Below are 22,550 nucleotides of genomic sequence, written 5' to 3'. Positions count from 1 at the left end.
GGCTTCAGGCGGGCTTGCGGTGGCGCACCAGGTCGCCCAGCCCCACCTTGGTGAGCTGCAGGTCCAGGTAGGAGGCGATCACCTCGCCGTTGTCCATGGCCAGCACTTCGTTGAGCAGCCGGCGCAGGAAGGTCATGTTGACCTGGCGCACCGCCGCCTTCACCCGCAGCAGGTTGGAGGCGTTCATGGACAGCGAATCGAAGCCCATCGCCATCAGGATCAGGGCGGTGCTGGGGTCGCCGGCCATTTCACCGCACACCGACACCGGCTTGCCCTCTTCATGGGCCTGCTCCACCACATGCAGCAGCGCATGCAGCACCGCCGGGTGGCAGGAATTGTAGAGCTCCGAGACCTGCCGGTTGTTGCGGTCCACCGCCAGCAGATACTGGGTCAGGTCGTTGGTGCCCACGGACAGGAATTCCACCCGCTGGGCCAGGGCGCGGGCCTGATACACCGAGGCGGGCACCTCGATCATCACCCCCACCGGCGGCATCTCCACGTCCACGCCTTCCTCGCGCACCTCCAGCCAGGCCCGGTGGATCAGATGCTGGGCCTCCTCGGCCTCGATCACGGTGGTGATCATCGGCAGCATGATGCGCAGATTGTTCAGGCCCTCGGCGGCCTTGAGCATGGCGCGCACCTGCACGATGAAAATTTCCGGGTGGTCCAGGGTCAGGCGGATGCCGCGCCAGCCGAGGAAGGGGTTGTCTTCCTCGATGGGGAAATAGCTGAGCGGCTTGTCGCCGCCCACGTCCAGGGTACGCATGGTCACCCCGTGGGGGGCGAAGGCGGAAAGCTGCTCCCGGTAGATCAGCCGCTGCTCCTCCTCGGAGGGGAAGCGGTCGCGCACCATGAACGGGATTTCCGTGCGGTACAGGCCGACGCCCTCGGCGCCGCGCTCGATGGAGCGCACGATGTCGGTCATCAGGCCGGTGTTCACCTGCAGCGTGATGCGCTGCCCGTCCTCGGTCTCGGCGGGCTCGTCGCGGAGTTTCTCCAGCCCCGCCAGCAGGTGTTTCTCTTCGGCGATGATGTCCTCGAACTGGGCTTTCAGCTCCGCCGAGGCGTTGGCGATCACCCGCCCCCGGAAGCCGTCGACGATCAGTTCCTTGCCGTCCAGTTTCTTGAGCGGCAGATTCTGGGCACCCACCACCGTGGGGATGCCCATGGCCCGCGCCACGATCGCCATGTGCGAGTTGCGCGAGCCACGGGTGGTGACGATGCCGGCGATGTTCTCCTCCGGCATCTCCATCAACATGGGCGCGGAAATGTCCTCGCCCATCAGAATGCAGGCCTTCGGAAACTCGATCCGCCGCCGGTTGCGGCTCTGTAATTGCCCCAGCACCCGGCGGCCCAGGTCGCGCACATCGGCGGCCCGTTCGCGCAGATAGGGGTCGTCCATCATCTCGAAATTGTGCACATGGGCGTCCACCACCGTGCGCAGCGCGCCCTGGGCCCACTGGCCCTCGCGGATGCGCGCCACCACCTCGGCGGGCAGCGCCTGCCGGTCGAGCATGCGCAGGTAGACGTCGAACAGGGCCTGCTCTTCCGGCCCCAGGGACTTCTTGGCGCGCTCGGCCAGATCGCGGATTTCCTGGCGCACCCGCACCAGGGCTTCGTCGAGCAGGGCGATCTCACCGCTGATGTCGGTGGCGTCCCGGTCCGGCACCGCCGACAGGTCGGTTTCCGGAAACAGCAGCACGCCGATGCCGATGGCGGCGCCGGTGGAGCCGGGCTGGCCATCGTGGATGCTGGGCAGGTCCTTGGTGTCGAGCTGGTCGAACAGCACGCCGGAGGCGTGGGCGTGGGCGATCACCGCCGACAGCTGGGCGGAGATGGTGACCAGGAAGGCTTCCTCGCTCTGGTCGAAGCGGCGGGCGTCGCGCTGCTGCACCACCAGCACTCCCAGCACCTCGCCGTGGTGCATCACCGGCACGCCCAAAAAGGCATGGAAGGGGTCCTCGCCGGTCTCCGCCAGATAGTGGAATTTGGGGTGGGAGAAGGCGTCTTCCAGGTTGATCGGCTCCTCGCGCTGGCCCACCTGGCCCACCAGGCCCTCGGAGGTGCCCAGGCTGACGCGGCCCACCGCTTCGCGCTTGAGGCCCTCGGAGGCCATCAGCATGTAGCGTTCTTCGTTGTTGTCCCGCAGATAGATGGAACACACCTCGGTGCCCATGGCATCGCGCACGCGCTGGGCCATCAGATCCAGGGCGGATCGGATGTCCGGCGCGTTGTTCACTTCCTGCACGATGCGGCGCAGGGTATCGAGCATGGGCGTTCCTCTCAGATTGGTGTGGGGCGCGGCGTTGTTGCCTGGTTCGCGCGGCGGTCAGCGCGGGCGCGCGTCGCCGCGCAGGGCCGGCGCCAGCTCGCGCAGGGCGCGGGCGTACACGCCCCGCTTGAAATGCACGACCTTGCGAATCGGGTACCAGTAGTTCACCCAGCGCCAGTCCTGAAACTCGGGTACCGGTGAGCGGGCCAGATCGATGGCGTCCTCCTCGGCGTTGAGCCGCAGCAGAAACCATTTCTGGCGCTGGCCGATGCACACCGGCCGGTTGCGCGGCGGGCGCAGAAAACGGCGCGGCAGGCGATAGGTGAGCCAGCCGTCGGTGGTCGCCAGCACGCTGACGTGCTCGCCACGCAGGCCGGTTTCCTCCTCCAGTTCCCGGAACAGGGTGTCCTCGGGGCTCTCGCCGGGCATCATGCCGCCCTGGGGAAACTGCCAGGCGTCGCGGTTGCCCACGCGGCGCCCCCAGAAAACCCGCCCATCCGGGGCGGCGATCACAATGCCGACATTGAGCCGGTATCCTTTGTCGTCGATGATGCCTGTCATTGCCTCAATCCGATGGCGCGGAACCCATCCGTACAGGCGCGCAATATTCCCATTAAACCTTGTCGGCCCGGCGGCGATCAATCGACTGCCTTCACGGACACGCTTTTGGTAAGCTGCCGCTGACTTTGGGCACCTTCCTCCACCGACAACGGGCACGCCCCGGGAGCCTGCATGACTCTGGCCATTTTCGACCTGGACAATACGCTGATCGCCGGCGACTCCGACCATCAGTGGGGAGAGTTCCTGGTCGATCGCGGCGAGGTGGACGGCGCCGGCTACAAAGCCGCCAACGACCGCTTCTACCAGGACTACCTGGACGGAACTCTGGACATCTTCGCGTACCAGGAGTTCGTTCTGTCGGTGCTGAAAGGGCGCGACCTGGATGAACTGCACGCCCTGCGCCGGGACTTCATGGATCAGGTGATCGACGCCCTGTGGCTGCCGGCGGCGGAACAACTGGTGGCCAGGCACCGGCAACAGGGTGACACCCTGATGATCATCACCGCCACCAATGATTTCATTACCGCGCCCATCGCCGAGCGTCTGGGCGTGCCCCATCTGATCGCCACCACCGCCGAACGGGACGAGCGGGGCGGCTACACCGGCCGGGTGGCCGGCGTGCCCAGCTACCGGGACGGCAAGGTGGAGCGGCTCAACGACTGGCTGGCGCGCCACGGCGAGAGCCTGGACGGCAGCTGGTTCTACAGCGATTCCCACAACGACCTGCCGCTGCTCGGCAAGGTGGATCACCCGGTGGCGGTGGACCCGGACGACACCCTGGCGCGGGAGGCCCGGGAGCGGGGCTGGCCGATCCTGTCCCTGCGCGAGACCCGCGAGGAAACCTCGTCATGACTCTGCAACGACGACCGCCGGCGGCGGCGCTGCTGGCGCTGCTGTCCGCCTTGCTGCTGAGCGCCTGCGACGCCCCGGAAACCGCCACCGCGCCGGACCGCGGCACCGCCGGAACGGGCACCCCGGACAGCGCCGAGGCGGACACCGACCTGCGCCCGCTCAACGACGAGGCCGGCGCCACCGCCCTGGCCAACCAGCGCCGCGCCTGGCGGGAGGCCCTGGCGGCCCTGCTGGAGGCGCCGGACGCGGACAGCCTGGCGGCGGCCCGCAACGCCTGGGCGGACCTGTACAGCGCCTTCAACGACCACTATCTGTCGCTGGCGGCGGTGGCCTGCCAGCGCGGCGTGCCGGAGCGTCTGGAACGGCTGGACGGCTGGCCCTTCTACCCGGCCTACGTGGACGCCCTGCCCGCCTGGCCGGACTCCGGCATCGTCAACGATCCGGCCCTGGAGCTGACCGCCGCCAACCTGCGCCGCCAGCAGGGCGCCACCAGCGAGGGCGAAATCGCACTGGGCTTTCAGCCGCTGCGGTTGCTGGTGGCCGGCGTCCCCGAAGCGCCGCGCCGGGCGGCGGATTTCCGTGGCGGCCGCCAGGAAGCGGCGGTGCCCGCCAACGCCGTGGAGGAAGACGCCGCCGTGCAGGTGGACGCCCCGGCCCGGCGGCGGACCTATCTGCGCCTGGCCGGTGAGCAGCTGGAAGCGGACCTGGACGCCCTGGACGGCGACGCCGCCGGCGATCCGGACAGCCTGCGCTGCGCCCTGAGCACCCTGGACCGGCGCCTGGCGCTGCTCGACCGGCAGCGCCCGGCCACCGACCCGGAGGCCGGCCTCTACCTGTCGCCGCGCAGCATCGAGCTGATCGACGCCAGCCAGCCCGAAGCCGCCCTCTCGCAACTGGCGGACGACGACAACGCCGCCCTGCGCCGCGCCCTGGAACAGCGCTGGCCGGGCTTTGAGAAGGCCCTGGAGCAGGCCCGCGAACGGGGTGACTGGTCGCCCCTGGGCGCCTGGCTGCGCCCGGCCGCCGGCGGCATCGCGCCCACCGCGGCGGTGCGCGGCTAGGAACAGAGCCTAGGCCGCCACCGCCGCCGGCGCGGTTTCCCGGCGCAGCGGTCGCCAGCGGCGGGACAGCCGGTTCACCGGCCGTTCCAGCCAGGCCGGCAGCGGCAACCCCAGCGGATTGCTTTCCGTCTCCGAATCGGCCCCCGCCACCCGGGTGCCCATCAGGTAATCGAACCAGGGCCGGGTCACGCACCAGTTGGCGTTCTGGTCCCGGTTCATATGGTGGTCGTAGTGCCAGGGCAGATGGGCCCGGGCCCACGCCGGGTCCAGGTGGGCGCGGCTGTGCTTGCGCCAGTACTGCCAGGCCCCGTAATAGATGCCCAGGGTAAAGAACGGCGCCACCGGCGCCGCCGGCGTGAACACCGCGCACAGCCCCAGCAACGCCACTTTCTCGTTGAACATTTCCTGATCGCGCCACATGGATTCCCGGTAGCCGGCATCGGCGAAGCCGTTCAACCGTGCCCGCTTGTGGTGGCGGATATGCGTGAAGAACGGGCTGTTGCGGTGGCGCGCGGGGTACTCGTGCAGCCAGGTTTTGTGGGCGTACCACTCAAAGCCGTTGACGGTGAGCAGCGCCACGGGAAAGCCGAGCATGATGGATTCTCCTGGATGGCCGTATCAGCCCTCCATGATGCCGCCACCGGACTCAGTCGCTTTGATCGCCGCCGCGCGAATGCCCGTCACCGGGATCAAGGGCCCGTTCGGCGTGCCTGCGGTGGCGGTAGGCGGTGGGCGTCTCGCCGGTCCAGCGCTTGAAGGCCCGGGAGAACGCCGCCGGCTCCGAAAAGCCGGTGAGATAGAGAATCCGGTCGATGGGGGCGTCGGTGCGCGCCAGCAGCCGCCGGGACAAGCGCTCCCGATAGCCCGCCAACAGCGGCTTGAAGCCGGTGCCGGCGTCGGCCAGCGCGGCGCGCAACGCCCGGGGCGTGAGGCCGGCCCGGGCCGCCAGCGCATCCAGCGATGCCTCGCCGCGCTCCAGCAGGCCACCCAGATGGCGCTCCAGATCGGCCAGGAATTCACGCTGGCCCAGGGCCGCCATGCGCTCCGCCGCCAGCTGCTCATGCACCGCCAGCAACGCCGGCTCCGCCGCCGGCGAGGGCCGCGCCAGCAGCGCCGTGGGGAACAGGATGGCGCCCTCCCCGGCGCCCAGGGTCACGGCGCAGCCCAGCACCCGCCGGTACTCCGCCGGCGGGGCCCCCTCCGCATGGGGAAAATGCACCGCCGTGGCGCGGAACTCGCCGTCGGTGACCCGTTCCAGAAAGCGCAACGCGATGCAGGTGGCGCACTCCAGGTAATGGCGCACCGGATGGTCGAGCCCGGCCAGCCGGGCCTGGTCGCCCTCCACCGCCAGACGCAGCGGCAGGGCGTCGGTGATCAGGCGCTGATAGGCCAGCACCCGTTCCAGCCCTTCGCCCAGGGTGGGGCTGCTGAGCAGCAGGTATTCCAGCACCTGGCCGCGCCAGGGTGGCATCCGCTCACCGATGTGCAGCCCGATGTGCGGATCGCCGCTGACCCGCACGGCGGCGTCCCAGAACTGCCGCTGGGGCCCGTTGACGCGCCGTGGCCGCCGGTCCGGCACCTGGTCCGGCAGCCCCACGCTGGCGAAGATGGCGGCGCAGTCGAGCCCCGCGTCCAGCATGGCGCGGTAGGTCATCCACAGGAAGGTGCCATCATCACTGGCGGGTATCCGGGTCATGGCCGGAGTATAGGCACCCCGGCGACGCGGTGAAATGACCGGCCCGCTCGCCGCTATCGTCCGCCGGACGCGCATAGTAGGCTTAACCTCCCCCCGCGCCAGGAGCCCCCCGTGACCACCCCCCGGAAATCACCGCCCCGCAAGAAAACCCCGGTGAAGTCCGCCCCGTCGCGACGGCCGGGCAAGGTGCGCCGCGACCCGGAGCGGCTGACCGCGGCGATTCTCGACGCGGCCGTGGCGGAATTTTCCGAACACGGCTTCGCCGGGGCCCGGGTGGATCGCATCAGCAAGGGCGCCGGCACCGTGGACCGCATGCTCTACTATTATTTCGGCAACAAGGAACGGCTTTACCAGGCGGTGCTGGAAGAGGCCTACCGGCGGCTGGTGGACGCCCAGCGCCATTTCGTGCCGCCGGAGGATCCGGTGCGCGGCATGGAGGCGTTGATCACCCAGATGTGGGAATACTACCGGGACCATCCGGAGTTCATCCGTCTGGTGATGTCGGAGAATCTGCTCAAGGGCCGCTATATCCAGCAGTCGGAGACCATTCGCCAGGTCTCCCTGCCGCTGATTCACAGCGTCGATCGCCTGCTCCGCGACGGCCAGCAAAAAGGGCTGTTCCGTGGGGACGCGGACGCGCACTTCGTACTGATGACGATCATGGCGATGGGGTTTTTCCACGTCTCCAACCAGTACACCTATGGCTTCTGGCTGTCCGACTCGATGACGCCGCCGGTGCGCGGCGACGACTGGCTGGCGCACATGAAGACCGTGGTGCTCGACCACCTTCGCCCCTGAAACCGCGATAAAAAAAGGCCGCTCCGAGGGAACGGAGCGGCCAAGTCAAGGCAGATCTCTCTGTCAGCGCAGCGCGGCCCGAGATCGAAGGCCGCGCGGATTCCGCGTCAGGCGACCACGCCCTCGGCAAACAGGGTTTCCAGCCCCGCCTCATCGATGCCCAGCAAATCACCCAATACCTCACGGGTGTGTTCACCAAGCAGCGGCGGCGGCCGGCGGTATTCCGCCGGCGTGGCGGACAAACGCAGCGGGCTGGCCACGGTGGGCACCGACCCGGCGGAGGGGTGTTCCATCTCCCGACGCAGGCCACGGGCCCGGGCCTGGGGATCCTCGAACACCTGTTCCAGGGTGTTCACCGGCCCGCAGGGCACGCCCACCGCTTCCAGGGCATCCAGCCATTCCCGGGTGGTCTTCATCACCGTGGTCTGGCGCAGCAGGGGCACCAGCACCTCGCGATGCTCCACCCGCGAGCGGTTGGTGGCGAAGCGCGGGTCCTCGGCCCATTCCGGGTGACCGGCCACCTGGCAGAAGCGGGCGAACTGGTCGTCGTTGCCCACGGTCAGGATCAGATCCCCGTCGGCGGTGGGGAAATCCTGGTACGGCACGATGTTCGGGTGCGCGTTGCCGACCCGCTGTGGTGAGCGGCCGGTGGTCAGGAAGTTCATCGCCTGGTTGGCCAGGCAGGCCACCTGCACGTCGAACAGGGCCATGTCCAGGTGCTGCCCCTCGCCGCTGCGATCCCGATGGGCCAGGGCCGCCAGCACCGCGATGGTGGCGTACAGGCCGGTGGTGATGTCGGTGAGCGCCACGCCCACTTTCATCGGCCCGGCGCCGGCCTCGCCGTCCGGGCGGCCGGTCAGGCTCATCAGCCCGCCCAGCGCCTGGATCATGAAATCGTAGCCGGCGCGGCTGGCGTAGGGGCCGTCCTGGCCGAAGCCGGTGATCGAGCAGTAAATCAGCTTCGGGTTCACCGCCTTCAGGCTGTCGTAGTCCAGGCCGTAGCGCTTGAGGCCGCCGACCTTGAAGTTCTCGAGCACCACATCGCATTCCGCCGCCAGCTTGCGCACCAGCGCCTGGCCTTCCGGCCGGGTGATGTCGATGGCCACGGATTCCTTGTTGCGGTTGGCGCTCAGGTAATAGGCGGCCTGGTCGGTATCACCGCCGTCGCCATCCTTCAGGTAAGGCGGCCCCCAGCCCCGGGTGTCGTCCCCGCGACCGGGCCGTTCCACCTTGATCACCCGGGCGCCCAGGTCGCCCAGGATCTGGCCGGCCCAGGGGCCGGCCAGAACGCGGGACAGATCCAGCACGCGCAGGTGGGACAGTGCTCCGGACATCAAACTTCTCCGAAGCGGTTAGTTGGCGAACGCTTGCAGGCCGGTCTGGGCGCGGCCCAGGATCAGCGCGTGCACGTCGTGGGTACCTTCGTAGGTGTTCACCACTTCCAGGTTCACCAGATGGCGGGCCACGCCGAATTCGTCGGAGATGCCGTTGCCGCCCATCATGTCGCGGGCCAGGCGCGCGATGTCCAGGGACTTGCCGCAGGAGTTGCGCTTCATGATGGAGGTGATTTCCACCGCCGCGGTGCCTTCGTCCTTCATGCGACCCAGACGCAGACAGCCCTGCAGGCCCAGGGTGATTTCGGTCTGCATGTCGGCCAGTTTCTTCTGGATCAGCTGGTTGGCGGCCAGCGGGCGGCCGAACTGCTTGCGGTCCAGGGTGTACTGGCGAGCCTTGAACCAGCAGTCCTCGGCGGCACCCAGGGCGCCCCAGGCGATGCCGTAGCGGGCGGAGTTCAGGCAGGTGAACGGACCACGCAGGCCGGTCACTTCCGGGAACATGTTCTCTTCCGGCACGAACACGTTGTCCATCACGATTTCACCGGTGATGGAGGCGCGCAGGCCGACCTTGCCGTGGATGGCCGGCGCGGACAGACCTTCCCAGCCTTTCTCCAGAATGAAGCCACGGATCTTGCCGTCCTCGGTTTTGCCCCAGACCACGAACACGTCGGCGATCGGGCTGTTGGTGATCCACATCTTGGCGCCGGTCAGGCGGTAGCCACCGTCCACTTTCTTGGCGCGGGTGGCCATGCTGCCCGGGTCGGAACCGTGGTCCGGCTCGGTCAGGCCGAAGCAGCCGATCCACTCGCCGCTGGCCAGCTTGGGCAGATACTTCTGTTTCTGCTCTTCGGAGCCGAATTCGTTGATCGGCACCATCACCAGGGAGGACTGCACGCTCATCATGGACCGGTAACCGGAATCCACGCGCTCCACCTCGCGGGCGATCAGGCCGTAGCACACGTAGTTCATGCCGGCGCCGCCGTAGGCTTCCGGAATGGTGGCGCCGAGCAGGCCCAGTTCACCCATTTCGCGGAAGATGGCCGGGTCGGTCTTCTCGTGGCGGAAGGCTTCCAGCACACGGGGAGCCAGCTTGTCCTGGCAGTATTGGCGGGCGGAGTCCGCCACCATGCGTTCGTCTTCGGTGAGCTGCTGATCGAGCAGCAGGGGGCTTTCCCAGTTGAACGAAGCCTGATTCGCCATGATGTCCACCTATGCATTTGTTGATATAGAGCGCCGCGGCGAGGGCGGGACCCGTAAAGGGCGTCCATCCTATGGACCTGTTATCCCTCTCCGCAAGCGATTAATATTCATCCCGTTGTGCGTTTTTCTCACTTCAAGAATCCGCCCCGGAGACACCATGCGCCGCAAGATTCCCAGCACCACCGCCCTGGTGGGGTTCGAAGCCGCCGCCCGCCACCAGAGCTTCACCAAGGCCGCCGAGGAACTTTCCCTCACACAGAGCGCGATTTGCCGGCAGATCGGCGGGCTCGAGGAATTTCTCGGCGTGAAGCTGTTTCGCCGTGGCCGCCAGGGGGTCCAGCTGACCCCCGCCGGCCAGCACTACAGCCGCCAGGTCAGCGCCCGCCTCAACGAACTGGAACGGGACACCCTGGCGGCCATGGGCAAGCACGGCACGAATAACATTTTGGAACTGGCCCTGGTGCCCACCTTCGGCACCCGCTGGCTGCTGCCCCGGCTGGCCTCGTTCCGCGAGCAGAATCCGGACGTGACCGTGAACCTGACCAACCGCACCCGCCCGTTTCTGTTCGCCGACACCCGCTTCGACGCCGCCATCTACTTCGGCGACGGCCAGTGGCCGGGCACCACCGCCACGGCGCTGATGCATGAGGAGCCGGTGCCGGTGTGCCATCCGGATCTGGCCGGCGACGGCGCCCTGGACGGCGCGGCCATCGCCCGGTTACCGCTGCTGCAGCAGACCACCCGGCCCTATATGTGGCGGGCCTGGTTCGATTCCCTGGGCCTGAAGGTGGAGCGCGACATGGCCGGGCCCCGCTACGAGCTGTTCACCATGCTCGCCGAGGCGGCCATCCAGAAGCTGGGCGTGGCGCTGATTCCGCCGTTTCTGATCACCCGCGAACTGGACAGCGGCCAGCTGGTGATTCCGTTCCGGCACAGCTTCCGCAGCAGCGACGCCTATCAGTTCGTGGTGCCGGACAGCCAGCGCGGCAACGAGACGGTGGCGCGCTTTCAGGACTGGCTGGTGGAAGAGGCCGCCCGCTTCCAGGCCGCCGAAGCGGGTCGATGAACCATAAAAAAGCCCCTCCGAAGAGGGGCCGAGTCTCGCCAAACATCACCGTTATCCGATGTCCCGAGCCTGACGAGCAAACCACACGATCATGCTCTCCCGATAAACCGTGTCAGAGTCCCGCCGGGCGCCCCTGGTCGGGCAGGGTGTAGTCGCACACGCCGTCGGGGAACACGGCGTTGAGCCGGTTCACCTGGTCCGAGGTGGGCGTCCAGTTGCCGTAGGTGCCGTCTTCCAGGGCCACCGACACCGGCTTCAGGCCACACTTGAAGACGTCGCCGTGGGTGGGCGCGCCGGCCACGATCCGTGAGGTGGAATAGATCGGGAAGTGGGCGGTGCAGGCGCCGTCCTCGTCGTCGCTCAGGGCGCCGTTCCAAACGTCGTCGCCGCTGGCGATCACCGTGCCGTCGGTTTCGAAGCAGGTGTCCACCGCCAGCGCCGGCTTGTTGGCGGCCACGCCGGCGGACGGGTTGGCGCGCAGGTTGGCCATCCAGTCATCGATCACCTCCAGGGCCAGGGGCACGGCGCTGTAGTCTTCCTCCGGGCGGGCGTCGGCGAACCAGATCACCTGGTTGTCGGCGTTGCCGGCGAATTCCTCCATGCGCTGGCGCACCACGAAGGACTGGTGCACATTGTGCATGTCCAGTTCGTGTTCCAGGTAGGGCCGGTAGTCGATGATCGGAATGTCCGCCTTGCCACGGAACACCATGCCGGATTCATAGGCGCCGTTCATCGCCTCCAGGTCGCCCTCGGTACGCGGTGCCGGCTGGGTGCCGTCCGGGCTGAGGGTCATATTGCGGCTGCTCCAGGGATCAAACAGGGACGGGTCGTTCATTACGTCCTGCTGGGTGCCGAGGAACGGGAAACCTTCCTGCACCATGTCCTTCTGATCCTTCCAGCCGCCCGCCTGCTCGTTGAGCGAGAGGAATTCCTCGGCGGTGATATGGCCGTCGAGCAGCGCCCGCAGGCCGTATTGCACGCCCACGTTGTCGAACAGGGTGTTCGGGTAACCGTCGCCGTCCACACCGTAGATGTTGCGCAGGTCGTCGTAGTGGCTCCAGTTCACCGTGGCCATCAGACCCGGCGGCTGCATCTGCGACTGGTTGTCCGCCTGCCCGTAGTAGGGGTTCATGGTCAGGGGCGTGAGGCCGCGCCAGGATTCCACGCATTCGGTGGAGCCCGGCGCGCCGCCGTAGCCGAGCTGCTGCTTGGCGGCGTAGAGCGGGTCCGCCACATCGTCCTCGGCGTTGAGGCCCACCAGCCAGGTGCGGTTCTTGGTGGTCGCCCACTTGGGGTTGTCCCGGTCGGTGGCGTCCATGTAGTACTCGAGCAGCTCGCAGTCGCCGATATGGATGGTCTGGGTGACCATGTCCGGGTAGCTCTGCACCGGAATCCCCGCGTCGATCAGGCCGGGGTGGTTCTGGGCGTACACGTACTGCTGGATGGCGCCGCCGGAGGCGCCCAGGCCCACGGTGTAGAGCGGCTCGCCGTATTCTTCGACAAAGCGCTCCTTGACCATCAGCGCGGTCTCGCCGCCCACCTGCATGTTGTAGTGCTCGCTCATGCGGGTGCCGGTGGAATAGATGATGGCATAGCCCTGGCCGAGCACGTCCGGCTGCAGGGCGCGGCGTTTGTAGTCCATGCTGCCCTGGGTATGGCCGATGCCCACCCCGCCCTGGAAGCGGTACATCAGGCGGCCGTTCCACAGGCCGGTGTCCAGGGAACCAGCTTCCTCGCCGGCCTCGGCGAGCATGGCGATGGAATAGATAAAGCGGTTGATGGTGCCGCGCTCCCAGCGCACCACGAAATCCACCACGCGGCCGTCCGACAGGGTGGTGGTGGCCATGTCCGCCGGGCGGGACCCGCCCTCCGGCAACGGCTGATATTCGCCGCCGGTGGTGCGGTACCAGTATTCGGTGTAGGGCTCGAGGCCGCAGTCGCGGCTCAGGCCGATCTGCTGATGGTTGTCGTCATAAACCGGGAAACCCTCGTCGCCGTCGGTGTCCACCAGCGGCTGCTTGCCCAGTTCGGAGACCGTGGTGCAGACGAACGGATACTGGTGCGGGCCGGAAAACATGGGGCCCTCCACCGGGTAGTTGGTCAGCGTCAGCCGCTGCAGGGTGCCGTGGTCCGGGTGCCAGACGGTGAGCGTGTTCTCGCCCTCCTGAAGACCATGGATCATCCCTTCCACGCCCTGGTCGCCGGCCTGGAAGGTGGAGGTGTCCAGGTCCTCGCCGTTAAGACGCAGGCGCGCCCGTGCCAGCACGTCGGCATCGCCGCGCACCGCCACCCGGGCATCGCCGCCACTGACCCACTGGGGTTCGCTGGACACCACCCGCAGCCCCACGGACGGGGCCGGGTCGGAGGAATCGGAATCGCCACCGCAGGCGGTGACCAGACAGGCGGCCGCCAACGCGAGCGCGCTGCCCGTTACGCGTACTGACATGATGCTCTCCTCGATATTGTTGTTATCGCCGGGCGTGGCCCGGTCGCCCATTCAAGGTAGAAGCGACGGCGACGGCAAAACAGATACAGTTTTGGGGAAGTGGCTGGAACAGTGGCGGGGCTGTCTTAAGGTGCGGGACAAACAGGCGTCTAACCACCCTGCCCGGGTCCGCCGGCCGCCAGCTCGGCGGCGGTTTCGCCGAGCCAGCGCAGCGCCCGGCGTACCGGCGGAGTCAACGGGCTGCCGGCGTTCAGGCGAAGGTAATCGGCGTGCTTGCCGTCCAGGGAAAACACGCCACCGGGGAACACATGGATGCCGCGGGCGGCGGCGCGCTGGAACAGCGCCAGGGTATCGACCCCGCCGGGCAGGCGCACCCACAGCACGCAGCCGCCGGTGGGCCGGGTCAGGCGGGTGCCGGGCGGGAAGCAGCGGCGCACTTCCCGGGCCATGGCGTCCACCTGCTGGTGCAGCCGCCCGCGCAGTTCGCGCAGGTGCTGGGCGTAGAAGCCGCTTTCCAGCAGCCGGCCCATGGCGATCTGCGAAATCGAGGTGGAGGTGATGGTGCTCAGTTGCTTGAGCTCACGGAAGCGCTTCTGGAAACGGCCCGCCGCCGCCCAGCCGATACGCAGGCCCGGCATCAGACTTTTCGAGAACGAGCTGCAATAGAGCACCAGCCCGGCCCGGTCGAAGGCCTTGGCCGGCGGCGCCGCTTCCTCGCCGTAGACGGTGTCGCCCCAGACGTCGTTCTCGATCAGCGGCACCTGGTAGCGCTCCGACAGGGCCACCAGCGCCGCCTTGCGCTCCGCGCTCATGGTGAACCCCAGCGGGTTCTGGGCATTGGGCGACACCAGGCAGGCGGCCACGCCGCCGCGCCGAAACACCTGCTCCAGGGCGCTCAGGCTGATGCCGTGGCGGGCGTGGGTGGGCACCTCCACCACCTTGCGCTGGTGGGTTTCCAGCAACAGCAGGGCACCATAGTAGGTGGGCGACTCCACCGCCACCGTGTCGCCGGGGCGGCTGACACTGCGCAGGGCCAGGGACAGCGCCTCCATGGCGCCGCTGGTGACGATGATGTCCTCGGCGGTGACCGGCACCGGGTAGGACAGGCTGCGCCGGGCCAGATGGTGGGTGAACAGCGGGCAGCCGTTGGGGTGCATGTAATCCCAGGCTTCCAGGGCATGGTGGCGGGTCACGTCGCGAAGGGTGGCCATGATCCGGTCCACCGGCAGCACTTCCGGCCCGGGCAGGGCGATACCCAGGCGCACCATGGCCGGGTCGGCGTGCAATTCCATGTACTGCAGCACCTGTTCGCTGAGCGACACTTCCACCGGCAACAGCGGGTAACGGGAACCGTCCGGCTCGGGGATATCGTGCACGTCGGAGCTGCGCACGTAGACGCCGGACTGAGGACGGATGTCCAGGTAGCCTTCCGCCTCCAGCTGGCGGTAGCTCTGCATCACCGTGTTCACGCTGACCTTGAACAGCGCGCTCATGCGCCGCACCGAGGGCAGCTTCTGGCCCACGGCGAAGGTGCCGGCGCCGATCTGCTCGAGCAGCCGCCGGCTGATGCGTTCATAGAGAAACCGGTCGTCAATCACCGGCGTCACCTTTCGTTGTTATAGGAATGGGGCCGCCCCATTCTGCCTCAGGCGCCGGGGTTTGTAACCGCGCCGCCCGGGGCGCCTTTGTATTTCCGGCGGCCGCCCCGATATTGCATACTGTGCGCCCGATTCCCGGCGCACCGGCGCGGCAACGACGGCGAGGCAATGATCGACTGGAAAGACATCGACACCGTGCTGCTGGACATGGACGGCACCCTGCTGGATCTGGCGTTCGACAACTGGTTCTGGCAGCGCCACGTGCCCGAGCAGTACGCCCTCAGCCGGGGGCTGGAATACGCCGAGGCGGAACGGGTGCTGCAGGACTGGATCGCCAGCCATCTGGGCACCCTCAACTGGTATTGTCTGGATTTCTGGACCCGGGAGCTGAACCTGAACATCGCCGCCCTGAAACGGGCGGCGGCGGACCGCATCGCGGTGCGGCCCGGGGCCGAGGCCTTTCTGGGCGCGCTGCGCGATGGGCCCCGTCAGGTGATCATGGTGACCAACGCGCACCGGGAGGCCCTGGATCTGAAGCTGGAGCGCACCGGCATCGACCGCTACTTCGATGCCCTGGTGTCCAGCCACGACTACGGCCACCCCAAGGAAGCCCAGGACTTCTGGCAGCGGCTGCGCGAGCGGCATCCGTTCGACCCGGCCCGGGCCTTGCTGGTGGATGATTCGCTGCCGGTGCTGCATTCCGGCCGTCTCTACGGCCTCGGCCACCTGGCCAGCATTCTGCAGCCGGACTCCAGCCTGCCGGCCCGGGACCACACCGACCCGTTCCCGGCCATCGACGATTTTCTGCGGGTGCTGCCGTGAGCGAGGGCACCCGCATCGATTCCTGGCTGTGGGCGGCACGGTTCTTCAAGACCCGCAGTCTCGCCAAGCAGGCCATTGAGGGCGGCAAGGTGCAGGTGGACGGCGCCAAGGCCAAGCCCAGCAGAACCGTGCAGCCGGGCACCGTGCTCGACATCCGCAAGGGCGAGCAGCGCTGGACGGTGGTGGTGGAGGGGCTCGGCAACAAGCGCGGCCCGGCCCGCGCCGCCGAGCAGCTCTACCGGGAAACCGAGGAAAGCATCGCGGCACGCCAGCAGGGCGCCGAGCAGCGCCGGCTGGCACGCGTCGCCGCCCCGGTGCCCGACCACAAACCCAACAAGAAGGAGCGCCGCGACCTGGCGCGCTTTCGACGTGACCACGAAGGTGATCTGTGACCGACACACACTCGGCCGACCAAAAGCAACGTTTCCTGTTCCCCGACACCGATGTGCGCGGCGAACTGGTGCGCCTGGACCGCAGCCTGACGGCGATTCTCGGCGCCCACGACTACCCCATGTCGGTGCAGGGCCTGGTGGGCGAGGCGGTGGCCGCCGTGGCGCTGCTCGCCGGCACCCTCAAGTTCCGTGGCCGGCTGAGCCTGCAGGCCCAGGGCCACGGCCCGGTGTCGCTGCTGCTGGCCGAGTGCACCCACGACGGGCAGCTGCGCGCCCTGGCCCGCTACGATGAGCGGGCCGGTGAGCGGGTCGCCATGGGCGATCTGCTCGGCGATGGCACCATGGTGATCACCATCAGCCCGGAAGGCGGACGTCAGTACCAGGGCATCGTGCCCCTGGAAGGCGACACCCTGGCCCGCTGTCTGGAAGCCTATTTCCGCCAGTCCGAGCAGTTGCCCACGCGCCTGTGGCTGGCCGCCGGCAATGGCCGCGCCGCCGGCATGCTGCTGCAAAGGCTGCCGGACCGGGCCGCCGACGCCGAACACAACGCCGAGCGCTGGCAGCACCTGGAAACCCTGGCGGACACCCTGCGCATGGAAGAGCTGCTGGATCTGGACACGGAAACCGTGCTGCGCCGGCTGTTCCACGAAACCCCGCCGCGGCTGCCGGAGCCCCAGGCCATGCGCTTCGGCTGCACCTGCTCCCGGGAGCGCACCCGCAATGCCCTGCTGTCGCTGGGCGCCGCCGAAATCCGCCAGCTGCTCGACGAGGACGGCGAAGCCACTCTGACCTGCGATTTCTGCCTGTCCCGCCAGCATTTCGACGCCGTGGATCTGGCCGAACTGGTCCGCGAGGCCGAGACCGGCTGAGGCGTTCGGGCCGCCGTGGCGGCGCCGTCGCCAGGGCGCCGCTTTTCTGTCATAATCGCGCGCCTGTCAGCGTAGCCAGCAAGTGCTCCATCAAGGTGCCAAGCCCCAGGAATAATCATGACCGATCCTATGACCTATAACGATCTCAGCCCGGCCCAGCTCGTCGAACTGGCCGTTCAGCGCAACGAAGGCCAGTTGTCCGATACCGGCGCCCTGGTGGTGGAAACCGGCCACCGCACCGGCCGCTCCCCCATGGACCGCTTTATCGTCGATGAGCCCAGCACCAGTGAGCACATCCACTGGGGCCCCGTGAACCGCCCCTTCCCGGCGGACAAATTCGACGCGCTCTGGGATCGCGTGGCCGCCTTCGTGACCGAGGACGACACCTTCGTCTCCCATCTGCACGTGGGCGCCGATACCGATCATTACCTGGCGGTGAAAGTCACCGCGCAGACCGCTTGGCACAATCTGTTCGCCAACGTCCTGTTCATCCGCCCGGAGAAGTACAACCCGCGCGGCAAGGAAGAGTGGCAGATCCTGCACGCGGTGAACTTCCAGTGCGATCCGGAGCGCGACGGCACCAATTCCGACGGCACCGTGATTTTCAACTTCGCCCAGCGCAAGATTCTGATCGCCGGCATGCGTTACGCCGGTGAAATGAAGAAAGCCATGTTCGCGGCGCAGAACTTCCTGCTGCCGGAGAAGGACGTGCTGCCCATGCACTGCTCCTCCAACGTGGGCGAAAACGGCGACGTGGCCCTGTTCTTCGGCCTGTCCGGCACCGGCAAGACCACCCTGTCCGCCGACCCGGAGCGTTACCTGATCGGTGACGACGAGCACGGCTGGGGCAAGGACGTGGTGTTCAACATCGAAGGCGGCTGCTACGCCAAGTGCATCGACCTGAGCCAGAAGAACGAGCCGATCATCTGGGACGCGATCCGCTTCGGCGCGGTGCTGGAAAACGTGATCCTCAATGAGGAAACCCGGGTTCCGGACTACACCGACGTATCCCTGACCGAGAACACCCGCGCCGCCTACCCGCTGGAAAACGTGGAAAAGCGCGTGATCGAGAACCGTGCCGGCGAGCCCAAGCACGTGATCTTCCTGACCTGCGACCTGACCGGCGTGCTGCCGCCGGTGTCGCGGCTCACTCACGAAGGCGCCGCCTACCACTTCCTGAGCGGCTACACCGCCCTGGTGGGCTCCACCGAAGTGGGCGCCGGCAAGGGCATCAAGAGCACCTTCTCCACCTGCTTCGGCGCACCGTTCTTCCCGCGCCGTGCCGGCGAGTACGCCGAGCTGCTGATCAAGCGGGTCAAGGAATTCGGCTCCAAGGTGTACCTGGTGAACACCGGCTGGACCGGCGGCCCCTACGGTGAGGGCGAGCGCTTCAGCATCCCCACCACCCGTTCGGTGATCGACGCCATCCTCAGCGGTGAGTTGGACGAGGCCGAGACCGAGCACCTCGACATCATCAACCTGGACGTGCCCAAGCAGGTGCCGGGCGTGGACAGCAAACTGCTGATGCCGAAGAACACCTGGGCCAGCCCGGAGAACTACGAGCAGGGCGCCCGCGATCTGGCCAAGCAGTTCCAGAACAACTTCGCCGAGAAGTACTCGGACGTGTCCGACGACATCCGCGCCGCCGGCCCGCAGGCCTGAGCCCCGGCCCGCGACCACGAAAAAGCCCGCCACTCCGGCGGGCTTTTTCGTGGTGCGCCGCGGACCGGTCGGTCAAATCACGCAAAACCGGCCGGGCCGCGATTTCATGCTTCCCCCCCACGGCGTTAGACTGGCCGCCGTGACGCAAGGAGTCCGTTGATGAGCAAACCCAAGATAGTCGTGGTCGGCGGTGGCGCCGGCGGTCTGCCGCTGGTCACCCAGCTGGGCCGCAAGCTTGGCAAGTACGGCAATGCCGACATCACCCTGGTGGACACCAGCAGCGTGCACGTCTGGAAGCCGCGCTTCCACGAGGTGGCCACCGGCGCCATCGACGCCGACCTGGACGCGGTGGATTACCGCGCCCACGCGCGCCTCAACCATTACCGGTTCGAACCGGGCAGCATGATCCGCGTGGACAAGAATGCGCGCACCATCACCCTGGCGGCGATCACCGACCAGGACGGCGAGCCGGTGCTGCCGGAGCGCGACCTGGCCTACGATTACCTGGTGATCGCGGTGGGCTCCCAGAGCAACGACTTCGGCACCCCGGGGGTGCGCGAGCATTGCCTGTTCATGGACACCCGCGCCCAGGCGGAGCGCTTCCGCGAGCGCTTCATGAACACCTGCCTGCAGGCCAATTACCGCAACGATCCGGTGTCCGTGGCGATCGTCGGCGGCGGCGCCACCGGCGTGGAGCTGGCGGCGGAAATTCACCACGCGGTGGCCATGCTCAAGCTGTACGGCCACGAGCATCTGGACCGCAAGCAGCTCAAGGTGACCGTGGTGGAAGCGCTGCCGCGCATCCTGCCGGCGCTTTCCGAGCGGGTCTCCGCCGCCGCCCAGGAGCGCCTGGAAGCGCTCGGCGTCAGCGTGCGCACCGGTGTGATGGTGGCCGAGGCCAAGGAGCACGCCCTGCTCACCAAGGACGGCGACACCATCGACGCGGACCTGATGGTGTGGGCCGCCGGCGTCAAGGCGCCGGAAATTCTCGGCAAGCTGGAAGGCTTCCAGCTCAACAAGATCAATCAGATCGAAGTGGAGCCCACCCTGCTGGCCAAGGGCAACGACCGGGTGTTCGTAATCGGCGACTGCGCTTTCTTCAAACCGGAAGGCGCCGACAAACCGATCCCGCCCCGCGCCCAGTCCGCCCAGCAAATGGCGCACCACACCGCCAAGAATCTGCAGCGCCTGCTGATGAACCGGGACCCGAAACCGTTCGAGTACCGCGACCACGGCTCGCTGGTGTCGCTGTCCAACTACAGCTCCGTGGGCATGCTGATGGGCAACCTGAAGGGCGGCAACTTTTTCGTCGAAGGCTGGCTGGCGCGCATCATGTACGTGGGCCTCTACCGCATGCACCAGGCCGCCCTGTACGGCTGGCCGCGCACGCTGATCCTGCTGGCCGTGGGCCGGTTCAGTAAACTGGTGCGCCCGAGACTGAAACTGCACTGAACATCACCTGACGCTTTCACGAAGTAATGGGAGGGACCCCATGGCCGTTTTCACCGGCGGACTGTTGATTCTGATCGGGCTGGCGCTGGGCGCCGGTGGCGCCTGGCTGCTGTGGCTGGGCGGCAGCGCCTACTACCTGATCGCGGCGCTGGGTTTGCTGCTGACCGGTGCCCTGATGGTGGCCCGCCGCCCGGGGGCACTGTGGATCTACGCCCTGCTGATCCTCGGCACCGGCGTCTGGTCGGTGTGGGAAGTGGGCCTGGACTTCTGGGCCCTGGTGCCCCGGGGCGCGGTGCTCGTGGCCCTGGGCCTGTGGCTGCTGCTGCCCTTTATCAACCGGGCCCTGAGCGGCACCGGCGGCCAGCCGTGGACGCTCACCGCCGGCCCGCTGGCGGTGACGGTGGCGCTGGCCGCCGCCCTGGCGGCGCTGTCCTGGCAGCGTGATCCCCATGACCTGGCCGGCGCCCTGCCCGACGCCCGTGCACCGGCGCCGCCCGGCGACATCGAGGACGGCGACTGGCACGCCTACGGCCGCACCGGCCTGGGCCAGCGCTACTCGCCCCTGGACCGCATCACCCCGGATAACGTGGGCGGGCTGAAAAAGCTGTGGACCTACCACACCGGCGACGTGCGCGGCGAGGGCGACCCCACCGAGACCACCTATGAAGTGACGCCCCTGAAGGTCGATGACACCCTCTATCTGTGCACGCCCCACCATTGGGTCATCGCCCTGGACGCGGACACCGGCGAGGAGCGCTGGAAGTACGACCCGGAGATCGACCGGGACATCAGCCGCCAGCACCAGACCTGCCGTGGCCTGTCCTACTTTCCCGGCCACCGCGCCGACGACGGTCTGGAAAGCGGCGGCGACCAGGCCCTGGCCGCGTCCGGCGCCGGCCTGGAGGAACGCCCGGACACGGCGGAAGACCGTCACTGCCGACGGCGCCTGTTCCTGCCCACCGCCGACGCCCGGTTGATCGCCCTGGATCCGGACGACGGCCGGGTCTGCCGGGACTTCGGCGACAACGGCGCGGTGGACCTGTGGGCCAACATGCCGCACCGGAAGGACGGCTTTTATTATTCCACCTCGCCGCCGGTGGTCACCGAGGACCGGGTGATCGTCGGCGGCGCGGTGAACGACAACGTCTCCACCACCGAGCCTTCCGGCGTGATCCGCGCCTACGACGTGGACAGCGGCGAGCTGCTGTGGAACTGGGACCCGGGCGATCCGGACCATACCGCGCCCATCGCCGAGGGCGAGACCTACAGCGCCAGCACCCCGAACAGCTGGTCGGTGTCCAGCGTGGACGAGGACCTGGGGCTGATGTACGTGCCCATGGGCAATCAGGTGCCGGACCAGTGGGGCGAGCACCGTGACCCGCGAAGTGCCCGCTTTTCGTCCTCCATCGTCGCCCTGGAGCTGGCCACCGGCCAGGTACGCTGGGTGTTCCAGACCGTGCACAACGACCTCTGGGACATGGACGTGCCGGCCCAGCCCTCCCTCATCGACCTGAACACCGACGCCGGCACCGTGCCGGCCCTGGTGGCACCCACCAAGCAGGGCGATGTCTATGTGCTGGACCGGCGCACCGGCGAACCGGTGCTGCCGGTGGAGGAACTGCCGGCCCCCGCCAGCCTGGGCTACCAGCCGGTGGCGGACAGCCAGCCCGCCTCGACGCTGAGCCTCAACCCGCCGCCGCTGCGCGGGCGCGACATGTGGGGCGCCACCCTGTTCGATCAGCTGATCTGCCGCATCCAGTTTCACCGTCTCGAATACCAGGGCCGCTACACCCCGCCCTCGGAGCGCGGCAGCCTGGTCTATCCGGGTAACTTTGGCGTCTTCAACTGGGGCGGCCTGGCGGTGAACCCGCGCCGCCAGGTGGCCTTCGCCACGCCGTCCTATCTGGCGTTCGTGTCCACACTGGTGCCCCGGGACGACGCCACCACCGACTATGTGTCCGACGGCAAGCCCGGGCTCGGCGAAAACTACGGCGCCCCCTACGCGGTGACCCTCAAGCCGTTCCTGTCGCCCCTCGGGCTGCCCTGCCAGCAGCCGCCCTGGGGCTATGTGGCCGGCCTGGATCTGGTCAGCGGCGAGGTGGTCTGGAAGCACCGCAACGGCACGGTGCGCGACCTGGCGCCGGTGCCCCTGCCGTTCAAAATGGGCGTGCCGGATCTGGGCGGCCCGATCCTCACCGCCGGCGGCGTGGCCTTTATGAACGGCAGCATGGACAACTATGTGCGCGCCTACGACCTGACCAATGGCGAAACGCTCTGGCAGGCCCGCCTGCCCGCCGGCGGCCAGGCCACGCCCATGACCTACAGCGACTCCCAGGGCCGCCAGCGGCTGCTGGTGGTGGCCGGCGGTCACGGCTCCCTGGGCACCCGGGCCGGGGACGCCATCATCGTCTACGGGCTGCCCGAATAGCGGGCGCGGGCGTCCAGGCCGGAGACAGTGGGCCCCGG

General features: G+C 68.0%; 18 protein-coding genes. 10 read left to right on the top strand and 8 right to left on the bottom strand.

Features of this window, described 5'->3' with window-relative positions:
* Positions 1 to 4: 4 nt before the first annotated feature.
* Both ptsP and ACLD0W_RS06845 read right to left on the bottom strand, forming a co-directional pair.
* Entirely contained in the window at positions 5 to 2,272 is a 2,268-nt protein-coding gene (gene ptsP / locus ACLD0W_RS06850) for a phosphoenolpyruvate--protein phosphotransferase (RefSeq protein ID WP_410306729.1), read from the bottom strand.
* A 57-nt stretch (positions 2,273 to 2,329) separates the two neighbouring features.
* The gene (locus ACLD0W_RS06845) at positions 2,330 to 2,833 is read right to left on the bottom strand and encodes an RNA pyrophosphohydrolase (protein WP_262731788.1); all 504 of its coding nucleotides are present in this window, start codon (positions 2,831 to 2,833) and stop codon (positions 2,330 to 2,332) included.
* A 171-nt stretch (positions 2,834 to 3,004) separates the two neighbouring features.
* Here ACLD0W_RS06845 and ACLD0W_RS06840 point away from each other — a divergent pair, with 171 nt between their 5' ends.
* Together ACLD0W_RS06840 and ACLD0W_RS06835 are read left to right on the top strand one after the other, a co-directional pair.
* Complete coding sequence (locus ACLD0W_RS06840; protein WP_410306728.1) at positions 3,005 to 3,685, top strand: HAD family hydrolase; 681 nt, start codon at positions 3,005 to 3,007, stop codon at positions 3,683 to 3,685.
* A complete protein-coding gene (locus ACLD0W_RS06835) occupies positions 3,682 to 4,746 on the top strand; it encodes an imelysin family protein (RefSeq protein WP_410306727.1) in 1,065 nt (354 codons plus the stop codon). The genes ACLD0W_RS06840 and ACLD0W_RS06835 overlap by 4 nt, the downstream gene beginning before the upstream one ends.
* Positions 4,747 to 4,755: 9 nt before the next feature.
* Here ACLD0W_RS06835 and ACLD0W_RS06830 read toward each other — a convergent pair whose 3' ends face one another.
* Both ACLD0W_RS06830 and ACLD0W_RS06825 read right to left on the bottom strand, forming a co-directional pair.
* Positions 4,756 to 5,340: a sterol desaturase family protein gene (locus ACLD0W_RS06830; RefSeq protein WP_410306726.1), complete on the bottom strand. Its 585-nt coding sequence runs from the start codon at positions 5,338 to 5,340 to the stop codon at positions 4,756 to 4,758.
* Positions 5,341 to 5,392: 52 nt separating this feature from the next.
* On the bottom strand, positions 5,393 to 6,442 hold the full coding sequence (locus tag ACLD0W_RS06825; RefSeq protein ID WP_410306725.1) for an AraC family transcriptional regulator: 1,050 nt from the start codon (positions 6,440 to 6,442) through the stop codon (positions 5,393 to 5,395).
* A gap of 111 nt (positions 6,443 to 6,553) precedes the next feature.
* Between ACLD0W_RS06825 and ACLD0W_RS06820 the strand changes: the two genes are divergently transcribed.
* Positions 6,554 to 7,240 (top strand): TetR/AcrR family transcriptional regulator, encoded by a 687-nt coding sequence (locus ACLD0W_RS06820; RefSeq protein ID WP_410306724.1) that lies wholly within the window; start codon positions 6,554 to 6,556, stop codon positions 7,238 to 7,240.
* A 107-nt stretch (positions 7,241 to 7,347) separates the two neighbouring features.
* Here the strand turns inward: ACLD0W_RS06820 and ACLD0W_RS06815 are convergent, their stop codons facing one another.
* Both ACLD0W_RS06815 and ACLD0W_RS06810 read right to left on the bottom strand, forming a co-directional pair.
* Complete coding sequence (locus ACLD0W_RS06815; protein WP_410306723.1) at positions 7,348 to 8,574, bottom strand: CaiB/BaiF CoA transferase family protein; 1,227 nt, start codon at positions 8,572 to 8,574, stop codon at positions 7,348 to 7,350.
* Positions 8,575 to 8,592: 18 nt separating this feature from the next.
* The gene (locus ACLD0W_RS06810) at positions 8,593 to 9,777 is read right to left on the bottom strand and encodes an acyl-CoA dehydrogenase (protein ID WP_410306722.1); all 1,185 of its coding nucleotides are present in this window, start codon (positions 9,775 to 9,777) and stop codon (positions 8,593 to 8,595) included.
* Between the two features lie 157 nt (positions 9,778 to 9,934).
* On the opposite strand from ACLD0W_RS06810, the gene ACLD0W_RS06805 reads away from it, so the two are divergent.
* Entirely contained in the window at positions 9,935 to 10,843 is a 909-nt protein-coding gene (locus ACLD0W_RS06805) for a LysR family transcriptional regulator (RefSeq protein ID WP_410306721.1), read from the top strand.
* Positions 10,844 to 10,955: 112 nt separating this feature from the next.
* Here ACLD0W_RS06805 and ACLD0W_RS06800 read toward each other — a convergent pair whose 3' ends face one another.
* Positions 10,956 to 13,289 (bottom strand): DUF6351 family protein, encoded by a 2,334-nt coding sequence (locus ACLD0W_RS06800; RefSeq protein WP_410306720.1) that lies wholly within the window; start codon positions 13,287 to 13,289, stop codon positions 10,956 to 10,958.
* Between the two features lie 149 nt (positions 13,290 to 13,438).
* Positions 13,439 to 14,887, bottom strand: coding sequence for a PLP-dependent aminotransferase family protein (locus tag ACLD0W_RS06795; protein ID WP_410306719.1), 1,449 nt, complete (start codon positions 14,885 to 14,887; stop codon positions 13,439 to 13,441).
* 168 nt (positions 14,888 to 15,055) lie between these two features.
* Here ACLD0W_RS06795 and yrfG point away from each other — a divergent pair, with 168 nt between their 5' ends.
* The 6 genes from yrfG (at position 15,056) to ACLD0W_RS06765 (ending at position 22,512) form a co-directional block, all read left to right on the top strand.
* A complete protein-coding gene (gene yrfG, locus ACLD0W_RS06790; protein WP_410306718.1) occupies positions 15,056 to 15,709 on the top strand; it encodes a GMP/IMP nucleotidase in 654 nt (217 codons plus the stop codon).
* Positions 15,706 to 16,101 carry an RNA-binding S4 domain-containing protein gene (locus ACLD0W_RS06785; RefSeq protein WP_410306717.1) on the top strand — a complete coding sequence of 132 codons (396 nt, stop codon included), beginning with the start codon at positions 15,706 to 15,708 and terminating at the stop codon, positions 16,099 to 16,101. The genes yrfG and ACLD0W_RS06785 overlap by 4 nt, the downstream gene beginning before the upstream one ends.
* Positions 16,098 to 16,970, top strand: coding sequence for an Hsp33 family molecular chaperone HslO (gene hslO / locus ACLD0W_RS06780; RefSeq protein ID WP_410306716.1), 873 nt, complete (start codon positions 16,098 to 16,100; stop codon positions 16,968 to 16,970). The genes ACLD0W_RS06785 and hslO overlap by 4 nt, the downstream gene beginning before the upstream one ends.
* 117 nt (positions 16,971 to 17,087) lie before the next feature.
* A complete protein-coding gene (locus ACLD0W_RS06775; protein ID WP_410306715.1) occupies positions 17,088 to 18,632 on the top strand; it encodes a phosphoenolpyruvate carboxykinase in 1,545 nt (514 codons plus the stop codon).
* 159 nt (positions 18,633 to 18,791) lie between these two features.
* A complete protein-coding gene (locus tag ACLD0W_RS06770; protein WP_410306714.1) occupies positions 18,792 to 20,084 on the top strand; it encodes an NAD(P)/FAD-dependent oxidoreductase in 1,293 nt (430 codons plus the stop codon).
* Between the two features lie 40 nt (positions 20,085 to 20,124).
* Positions 20,125 to 22,512 (top strand): membrane-bound PQQ-dependent dehydrogenase, glucose/quinate/shikimate family, encoded by a 2,388-nt coding sequence (locus tag ACLD0W_RS06765; RefSeq protein WP_410306713.1) that lies wholly within the window; start codon positions 20,125 to 20,127, stop codon positions 22,510 to 22,512.
* Positions 22,513 to 22,550: the final 38 nt, after the last annotated feature.

The organism is Alloalcanivorax sp. C16-1 (genome assembly GCF_046507805.1).
Lineage (GTDB): Bacteria > Pseudomonadota > Gammaproteobacteria > Pseudomonadales > Alcanivoracaceae > Alloalcanivorax.
This window is presented reverse-complemented; position numbering and strand designations above follow the sequence as displayed.

Bases quoted from the DNA above. Each gene is read 5' to 3' on its own strand.
- ptsP (WP_410306729.1), bottom strand. From the start codon at position 2,272: ATGCTCGATACCCTGCGCCGCATCGTGCAGGAAGTGAACAACGCGCCG.
- ACLD0W_RS06845 (WP_262731788.1), bottom strand. From the start codon at position 2,833: ATGACAGGCATCATCGACGACAAAGGATACCGGCTCAATGTCGGCATT.
- ACLD0W_RS06840 (WP_410306728.1), top strand. From the start codon at position 3,005: ATGACTCTGGCCATTTTCGACCTGGACAATACGCTGATCGCCGGCGAC.
- ACLD0W_RS06835 (WP_410306727.1), top strand. From the start codon at position 3,682: ATGACTCTGCAACGACGACCGCCGGCGGCGGCGCTGCTGGCGCTGCTG.
- ACLD0W_RS06830 (WP_410306726.1), bottom strand. From the start codon at position 5,340: ATGCTCGGCTTTCCCGTGGCGCTGCTCACCGTCAACGGCTTTGAGTGG.
- ACLD0W_RS06825 (WP_410306725.1), bottom strand. From the start codon at position 6,442: ATGACCCGGATACCCGCCAGTGATGATGGCACCTTCCTGTGGATGACC.
- ACLD0W_RS06815 (WP_410306723.1), bottom strand. From the start codon at position 8,574: ATGTCCGGAGCACTGTCCCACCTGCGCGTGCTGGATCTGTCCCGCGTT.
- ACLD0W_RS06810 (WP_410306722.1), bottom strand. From the start codon at position 9,777: ATGGCGAATCAGGCTTCGTTCAACTGGGAAAGCCCCCTGCTGCTCGAT.
- ACLD0W_RS06805 (WP_410306721.1), top strand. From the start codon at position 9,935: ATGCGCCGCAAGATTCCCAGCACCACCGCCCTGGTGGGGTTCGAAGCC.
- ACLD0W_RS06800 (WP_410306720.1), bottom strand. From the start codon at position 13,289: ATGTCAGTACGCGTAACGGGCAGCGCGCTCGCGTTGGCGGCCGCCTGT.
- yrfG (WP_410306718.1), top strand. From the start codon at position 15,056: ATGATCGACTGGAAAGACATCGACACCGTGCTGCTGGACATGGACGGC.
- ACLD0W_RS06775 (WP_410306715.1), top strand. From the start codon at position 17,088: ATGACCGATCCTATGACCTATAACGATCTCAGCCCGGCCCAGCTCGTC.
- ACLD0W_RS06770 (WP_410306714.1), top strand. From the start codon at position 18,792: ATGAGCAAACCCAAGATAGTCGTGGTCGGCGGTGGCGCCGGCGGTCTG.
- ACLD0W_RS06765 (WP_410306713.1), top strand. From the start codon at position 20,125: ATGGCCGTTTTCACCGGCGGACTGTTGATTCTGATCGGGCTGGCGCTG.